Raw genomic sequence first — 6,869 nt, 5'->3', positions numbered from 1 at the left:
TGGAGATGAGGTTTCAATGCACCTTGTGGTGCGGAGGTGTCCTAGCGACGATGGGGTTGATAGGCCGGATGTGGAAGACGAGTAATGGTTGTAGCTGACCGGTACTAATGAACCGATAACTTATTATCACACTCAGTATTGTTGTGCTAGTGCTCGCGTCCCTGTGTAATTCTGAAACAATACACTCGCCATGATGGGTTGATATGTTTCATAGTGTTACGGTGGTTATAGCGAAGTGGGAAACGCCCGGTCACATTCCGAACCCGGAAGCTAAGCCCTTCAGCGCCGATGGTACTGCACTCGGTAGGGTGTGGGAGAGTAGGACACCGCCGGACTTCTTCAACAGAAGGGTCCTTGATCTGATGAACGTCGTGTTCCTTGAAGCCCCCGATGGGTGGCTCGGAACCTGAACAGTTCTTGGGTCAAGGGCCCTTCTTTCATGTGCCCTGGCTGCGCAGCCGTGGTCGACGCCATCGCTCGGTCGTAGCAATGGGTGCCGGCTCGCCCGAGGCGCCGCCCTCGTGCCACGATGTCTATTGCCCGTCCTGAGAAGAGGAAGACATGCCTGACGAGAACACCGAGAACACGCCAGAGCGTCGCGAACGCAGTTCGCGCTGGTCGCAGGGAGGTCGCGAGGCGGCCTCCGGCGAGCGTCGCCCGGCTCGTGACGACAGGGGTTCCCGTGAGCAGCGGGGTCGGTTCGAGCGCGACGATCGTCGCTCGTCAGGTCGCGACGAGCGAAGCAGCTATGGACGGGGCAGCGACCGTCGTGACGACCGTAGAGGTGTCCGCCGCGATGAGCGTGGCTACGGTGGCCCGCGTCGGGACGACGAGCGGGGTCGTGACGATCGCCGTTCCTTCGGTCGTGACGATCGTGGGGGTTTCCGTCGGGACGACCGTGGCCGGGACGAGCGCAGCTATGACAGACCGCGTCGGGATGACGAGCGGGGTCGTGAGGATCGTGGGGGTTTCCGTCGTGATGACCGTGGCCGGGACGACCGCCGCTCGTCTGGGCGTGATGAGCGTGGTGGTTACGGACGCGGTTCGGATCGTCGTGACGAGCGGGGTGGCGGTTTCCGTCGGGATGACCGCAGCGAAAACCGTGGCGGGTTCACCGGCCGGGGGGACCGCGGTGCCGGCTGGTCGGACGAGCAGTCGTCGATTCGTGGCCCGCGCAGCTGGGACGCGAAGGCCGTGGGGGACGAGCGTCCCCGTCGCAAGCCGGAGCCGGTGCTGCCGGAGGACATCACGGGCTATGAGCTCGACAAGGCGGTGCGTCAGCAGCTGCGAACCCTGAGCAAGGAGAACGCCGAGGGCGTCGCCAAGCACCTCGTCGCTGCCGCCGAACTGCTGGACGAGAACCCGGAGAAGGCGCTCGACCACGCGCAGCACGCCGTGAGCCGGGCCGGCCGGGTTCCGGCAGCGCGCGAGGCGCTCGGTCTGGTGCTCTACCGAACGGGCGAGTTCGCCGAGGCGCTGCGTGAGTTCCGGACCGCGCGCCGGCTGTCCGGCTCCGACCACCTGCTGCCGTACATGGTCGACTGCGAGCGTGGCCTGGGGCGCTACGAGCGGGCCCTGGAGCTGGCGAACTCTCCGGAAGCGCAACGCCTCTCTGAGGCCGACAACATCGAGTTGGCCATCGTCGTCTCCGGCGTGCGCCGCGACATGGGACAGTCGCGGGCTGCCGTCGTCGGACTGCGCATTCCCGCCCTGCAGAAGGCGACGACGCAGCCCTGGGCCGCTCGTCTGTTCTACGCGTATGCTGACGCGCTGCTCGACCTGGGTGAGCGGGAGGAAGCGCGGGCGTGGTTCGTCAAGGCCGACGCGGCCGACCGTGATGGCGAGACGGACGCCGCCGACCGCATCGACCAGATCGACGGCTTCGAGCTGACCGACCTCGCGCCGGAGGACGAGCAGGACGTCGACCCGCGTCTCGCCGAGCTCGACCTGAGCGCGTTCGGCGCCGTACCGCCGAACGAACCGTCAGCGTCGGTCGGGGAACAGGACCCCCGTGACTGAAGGCCTGCTCGACCGGTACGACGGCATCGTCTGCGACCTCGACGGCGTCGTCTACGCAGGGCCCGACGCCATCCCGCATGCCATCGCGAGCCTCCAGAGCACGCGCGAACATGGGACGCGCGTCGTCTACGCGACGAACAACGCCTCGCGTCCCCCGTCGGCCGTCGCGGCGCATCTGCGTGAGCTCGGGCTGCGTCTGGACGACGAGGACGTCGTCAATTCGTCGATGGCGGCAGCGCACGTGCTGCGCGAGAGTGGCGCGCAGGTGCGTATCGTCCTGCCGATCGGCGGGGAGGGCGTTGCCCGAGCGCTGAGGGGGGCCGGTTTCGTCTGCGTCGGCGACGACGATGCAGGTGCAGGGACCGGCGACATCGATGCCGTCGTCCAGGGCTACGGGCCGGATGTCCGTGCGACGGACCTCGCGGCCGCAGCGCACGCCGTCAACGGTGGTGCGCGCTGGGTCGCGACGAACACTGACCTGACCTTGCCGACCGAGAAAGGGATCGCACCCGGCAACGGCTCGCTCGTCCAGGCCGTCCGCAATGCGGTGGCGGTCGATCCCGAAGTGGCCGGCAAGCCCATGCCCGTCATGTACGACATGGCGAGTGAGCGCATCGGCGCGGCCGACGCGGCGCGCGTCCTTGCTGTCGGCGACCGGCTCGAGACGGATATCGAAGGCGCGACCCGCGGCGGGTACGACAGCGTGCTCGTGCTCACCGGCGTTCACGGCCTCGCGGACGCAGCCGCGGCACCGAAGGAGCGTCGCCCGACGTACGTGCTCGCGGATCTGCGCGGGTTGACGCAGCCGTACGAGGTCGAGACTGCCGGGAAATGCGACGCGGGGGCGAGCATCGCTCGCGTGCGCGGTCTGCTGACGTCCCTGTGGGAGCGCGTCGATGCGGGAGACCTCTCCGCCGAGGACGCGGCGCGCGAGATGCGTCAGGCGTGCGGGTCATGAGCATCGGGGTGCCCAGCCCGGGTGAGCTCGCCCAGCGGGCCGAGGGCCGTCGTGTGATCGCCGGGGACGGCCCGGTCGGTGACACAGAGCTGGACGATGCCGTGAGCCGCCTGCGCGAGAGCGTCGATGCGATGGCCGGCGAGTCGACGGGCGGCAATGGGTCGGTCGGCAGAGTGTCGAATGACAGCGGGTCCGAAAGCTGTGGGCCCGACGTCGACGCCGCCGAGGTCATCGCTCGTGCACACGACGTCCATGAGAGCTTGCAGCGACGCCTCGAACAGGCCCAGGCATGAGTGGTGTGCGACTCGACGCCGCCCTCGTGGCGCGCGGCCTCGTGCGTTCTCGCGCCCAGGCGAAGGAGCTGCTCGACGCGGGGAGGGTGCTTGTCGACGGCAAGGTCGAGGCGAAGGCGTCGACCAAGGTGAGCGACACGCAGAACGTCGAGATCGAGGGCGACCTCGACCACTACGTGGGCCGTGCCGCACACAAGCTCCTCGCCGCGTGCGAGGCCTTTCCGGGTGTCGCGACCCGCGTCGCCGGAGCGCACGCCATCGACGTCGGCGCCTCGACCGGTGGGTTCACGCAGGTGCTGCTCGAACGGGGGGCGGCTCACGTCGTCGCTCTCGACGTCGGGCACGGCCAGCTCGCCGAACCGGTCAAGAGCGACCCGCGCGTCACCGATCTCGAGGGCGTCAACGTCCGCGACGTCGTGAGCGCGACGCAGCTCGACGGCTCACCGTTCGCACTCGTCGTCAGCGATCTGTCGTTCATCTCGCTGACGCTGGCGCTGCCCCACATGTCCTTTCTGCTCGCCGACGACGGTGATCTCATCGCGCTCATCAAGCCGCAGTTCGAGGTCGGACGCGAGAGACTGGGCAGGACGGGCGTCGTGACGTCAGTCGAGCAGCGTCGCGAGAGCATCGAGAAGGTGCTCGCGTGCGCGTCCGAACTCGGCCTCGCCGTGCACGGTCTCGCGTGGAGCCCGATGGTGGGCAGCCACGGCAACCACGAATACCTCGTCTGGTTGCGTCGCGCCGCGGTCGGTGGCGCACTCGACGACGCCTCCGCCAACCAGCGAATCCGCGACCTCACGCGAAGGAGCGAGTGATGAACCGCCGCGTCCTGCTCATCGGCCACCCGCGCCGGCCCGAGGCCTACGAGGTCGCCGAGCGACTCGTCGAAGGGCTGACGGCCGCCGGGATCGAGGTCGCGGGCATCGCCGACGAGCTGGCGGCCTTCGGGATCGCGCAGCGGCCGGGCGTCGTCACCGTCGCGCCGGAGGAAGCTGGGGTGGCGTGCGAGCTCGCCGTCGTCCTGGGCGGTGACGGCACGATCCTGCGCGCCGCCGAACTGTCGCGCGACTGCGGGGTGCCGCTGCTCGGCATAAATCTCGGCCACGTCGGGTTTCTCGCGGAGGCGGAGAAGGAGGACGTCGAGCGGATCGTCGCCTGCGTGCGTGAGCGCTCGTGGATCGTCGAGACCCGCGCGACGCTCGAGGTCGTCGCGACCGACGGGCGCGGTGAGGTGGAACTGCACCGCGGGTGGGCGCTCAACGAGGCGAGCATCGAGAAGGCCGCACGAGAGCGCATGCTCGAACTGACCGTCGAGATCGACGGCCGTCCCCTCGCGTCCTGGGGCGCTGACGGCGTCGTCATCGCGACGCCGACGGGGTCGACGGCCTATGCCTTCAGCGCGGGAGGACCGGTCGTGTGGCCGGACACCGAGGCCATCCTCCTCGTGCCGATCTCGGCGCATGCGCTGTTCGCGCGCCCGCTCGTGCTGGGGCCGCGCGCGCAACTTGCCGTCGAACTCGTGCCCGGTGCGCAGGGGCGCGCCGTGCTGTGGTGTGACGGGCGGCGCCCGTTCGATCTGCCCGACGGCGCCCGTGTCGAGGTGCACGCGAGCGACAAGCCCGTCACGCTGGCGCGCCTGAGCACCGCGCCGTTCACGGATCGTCTCGTGCGCAAGTTCGACCTGTCGGTCGAGGGCTGGCGCGGCACGCGACGCGCGCATTGAAAAGTTCATCTGTTCGTAAGCGTGTTCGAATCACCATTCGTCGCGTCGTGCCCCTAGGGTGGGAAGCGTGCTGAGGGAAATCCGGATTCGCAACATGGGTGTCATCGCCGACGCGACGCTCGAACTCAGCCCGGGGCTCAACGTGGTCACGGGCGAGACGGGCGCGGGTAAGACGATGGTCGTCAGCGGTCTCGGGCTGCTGCTCGGTGAGCGTGCTGACGCCGATCGGGTGCGCACGGGGGAGAAGTCGGCGCTCGTCGAGGGGTTCCTCGACGTGCCGGGCGAGCATGTGAGCGCGGCCGCGCTGGCCGATGAGTTCGACGTGGAGGCGGGCGACGAGGTGATCCTCAGCCGCTCGGTAGCCGCGACGGGGCGTTCGCGTGCGCAGGTGGCCGGGCGCAGTGTCCCCGCAGGCGTGCTGGCGCGCATCGGGCATGAGCTGGTCGCGGTGCACGGGCAGGCCGACCAATGGCGGCTCAAGCAGCCCGAGGAGCACCGTCAGATCCTCGACGCGTTCGCAGGCCCCGAACTCTCGGAGGTGGCGCAGCGCTACCGCGACGGGTATGTGAGGCTGAAGGCGCTGCGGGCCGAGCGGCGCGAGTTGACGCTCAAGGCGCAGGAGCGCGCGCAGCGGCTCACGATGCTCGAGGCTGGGATCGCGCGCATCGACGAGATCGAGCCGATCGAGGGTGAGGACGTCGAACTCGCGGCGGAGAGTGAGCGGCTCACGCATGCCGAGGATCTCCTGGCCGCCTCGCGTGGTGCGGGTGCGGCCCTGGCCGGCGACGAGTTGTCGCCCGACGAGCCGAATGCGCTGGCGCTCATGGCTGCTGCGCGCAGTGGGCTCGAGTCGGGTGTGACGCTGGACGCCGACCTCGCACCGTTCATCGAGCGGTTGCGGGAGGTGCAGACGCTCACGGCCGACCTCGCCGCGGACGTGGCGCAGTACGCAGCGGCCATCGACATGGATCCGCAGCGGTTGCAGGAGGTGCATCAGCGGCGCGCCGCCATCACCCAGCTGCTCAAGGCGTACGGGCCCGAACTCGACGACGTGCTCACGTGGCGTGAACAGGCCGGGCGTGAGGCGCAGGAGCTCGCCGGCTCGGACGATCGCATCGCCGCGATCGACGCCGAGGTCGCGGGGCTCACGCCGAAGGTCGGGGCTGATGCTCTCGCGCTGCACGATCTGCGTCGATCCGCGGCCGAGCGACTGGGTGAGGCTGTCACGCAGGAGCTGCATCACCTCGCGATGGGCTCGGCTCGCCTCGTCGTCGAGGTCTCGATCGCCGAAGCCGACAAGGGCCTCGAGTTGCCCGACGGGCGCCTCGTCAAACCCTCGGAGCACGGCATCGACGACGTCACGATCCTGCTGTCGGCCAACCGCGGCATGGATCCGAAGCCGGTGACGAAGGCCGCCTCCGGTGGTGAGCTGTCGCGCGTCATGCTCGCCCTCGAGGTGGTGACGTCGACGGGCAGCGTGCCCACGTTCGTGTTCGACGAGGTGGACGCCGGCGTCGGGGGCGAGGCGGCGCACGACATCGGCGCGCGCCTGGCGCGGCTCGCGCAGAGCGCGCAGGTCATCGTCGTGACGCACCTCGCGCAGGTCGCGGCGTACGCCGACAACCACCTCGTCGTCCACAAATCGCATGACGGCGCCGTCACCGAGAGCGGCGTCGCCGCCGTCACGGGTGACGCGCGCGTCACCGAGATCGCGCGCATGCTGGGTGGCGACACGACAAGCGCGGTCGCGCGCGAGCACGCCGAATCCCTGCTGGCGGCGGCCGGCGCGTCACAGAAGTCGAGCGCATGAACGTTCTCTGGGTTCACATCCATCGTGCGGCAGCCCTGTCGCCCGAACACCTCTCGATGAAGTAGG

The 6,869-nt window shown here is 69.3% G+C and carries 6 protein-coding genes and 2 rRNA genes; all 8 read left to right on the top strand.

Going from position 1 to position 6,869, the window contains the following annotated elements:
* Positions 1-128: ribosomal RNA gene (locus J4Z35_RS02390) — 23S ribosomal RNA — on the top strand; the annotation flags it as partial.
* A gap of 89 nt (positions 129-217) precedes the next feature.
* Positions 218-335 (top strand): 5S ribosomal RNA (rrf, locus tag J4Z35_RS02385).
* 859 nt (positions 336-1,194) lie between these two features.
* Complete coding sequence (locus tag J4Z35_RS02380; protein WP_136788439.1) at positions 1,195-2,019, top strand: tetratricopeptide repeat protein; 825 nt, start codon at positions 1,195-1,197, stop codon at positions 2,017-2,019.
* On the top strand, positions 2,012-2,977 hold the full coding sequence (locus tag J4Z35_RS02375) for an HAD-IIA family hydrolase (protein WP_074039498.1): 966 nt from the start codon (positions 2,012-2,014) through the stop codon (positions 2,975-2,977). Before J4Z35_RS02380 ends, J4Z35_RS02375 begins: the two co-directional genes overlap by 8 nt.
* Positions 2,974-3,270: a hypothetical protein gene (locus tag J4Z35_RS02370; protein WP_074039495.1), complete on the top strand. Its 297-nt coding sequence runs from the start codon at positions 2,974-2,976 to the stop codon at positions 3,268-3,270. The genes J4Z35_RS02375 and J4Z35_RS02370 overlap by 4 nt, the downstream gene beginning before the upstream one ends.
* Complete coding sequence (locus tag J4Z35_RS02365) at positions 3,267-4,085, top strand: TlyA family RNA methyltransferase (RefSeq protein WP_074039492.1); 819 nt, start codon at positions 3,267-3,269, stop codon at positions 4,083-4,085. The genes J4Z35_RS02370 and J4Z35_RS02365 overlap by 4 nt, the downstream gene beginning before the upstream one ends.
* Positions 4,085-4,993: an NAD kinase gene (locus tag J4Z35_RS02360; protein ID WP_074039489.1), complete on the top strand. Its 909-nt coding sequence runs from the start codon at positions 4,085-4,087 to the stop codon at positions 4,991-4,993. The genes J4Z35_RS02365 and J4Z35_RS02360 overlap by 1 nt, the downstream gene beginning before the upstream one ends.
* Positions 4,994-5,060: 67 nt before the next feature.
* Positions 5,061-6,803, top strand: coding sequence for a DNA repair protein RecN (gene recN, locus J4Z35_RS02355; protein WP_074039578.1), 1,743 nt, complete (start codon positions 5,061-5,063; stop codon positions 6,801-6,803).
* Positions 6,804-6,869: the final 66 nt, after the last annotated feature.

This window comes from Dermacoccus sp. NHGro5, assembly GCF_017565385.1.
Classification (GTDB): domain Bacteria; phylum Actinomycetota; class Actinomycetes; order Actinomycetales; family Dermatophilaceae; genus Dermacoccus; species Dermacoccus nishinomiyaensis.
The sequence above is the reverse complement of the archived record's forward strand: the minus strand, read 5'-3'. Positions and strand labels throughout refer to the sequence as shown.

Bases quoted from the DNA above. Each gene is read 5' to 3' on its own strand.
- J4Z35_RS02370 (WP_074039495.1), top strand. From the start codon at position 2,974: ATGAGCATCGGGGTGCCCAGCCCGGGTGAGCTCGCCCAGCGGGCCGAG.
- J4Z35_RS02365 (WP_074039492.1), top strand. From the start codon at position 3,267: ATGAGTGGTGTGCGACTCGACGCCGCCCTCGTGGCGCGCGGCCTCGTG.
- J4Z35_RS02360 (WP_074039489.1), top strand. From the start codon at position 4,085: ATGAACCGCCGCGTCCTGCTCATCGGCCACCCGCGCCGGCCCGAGGCC.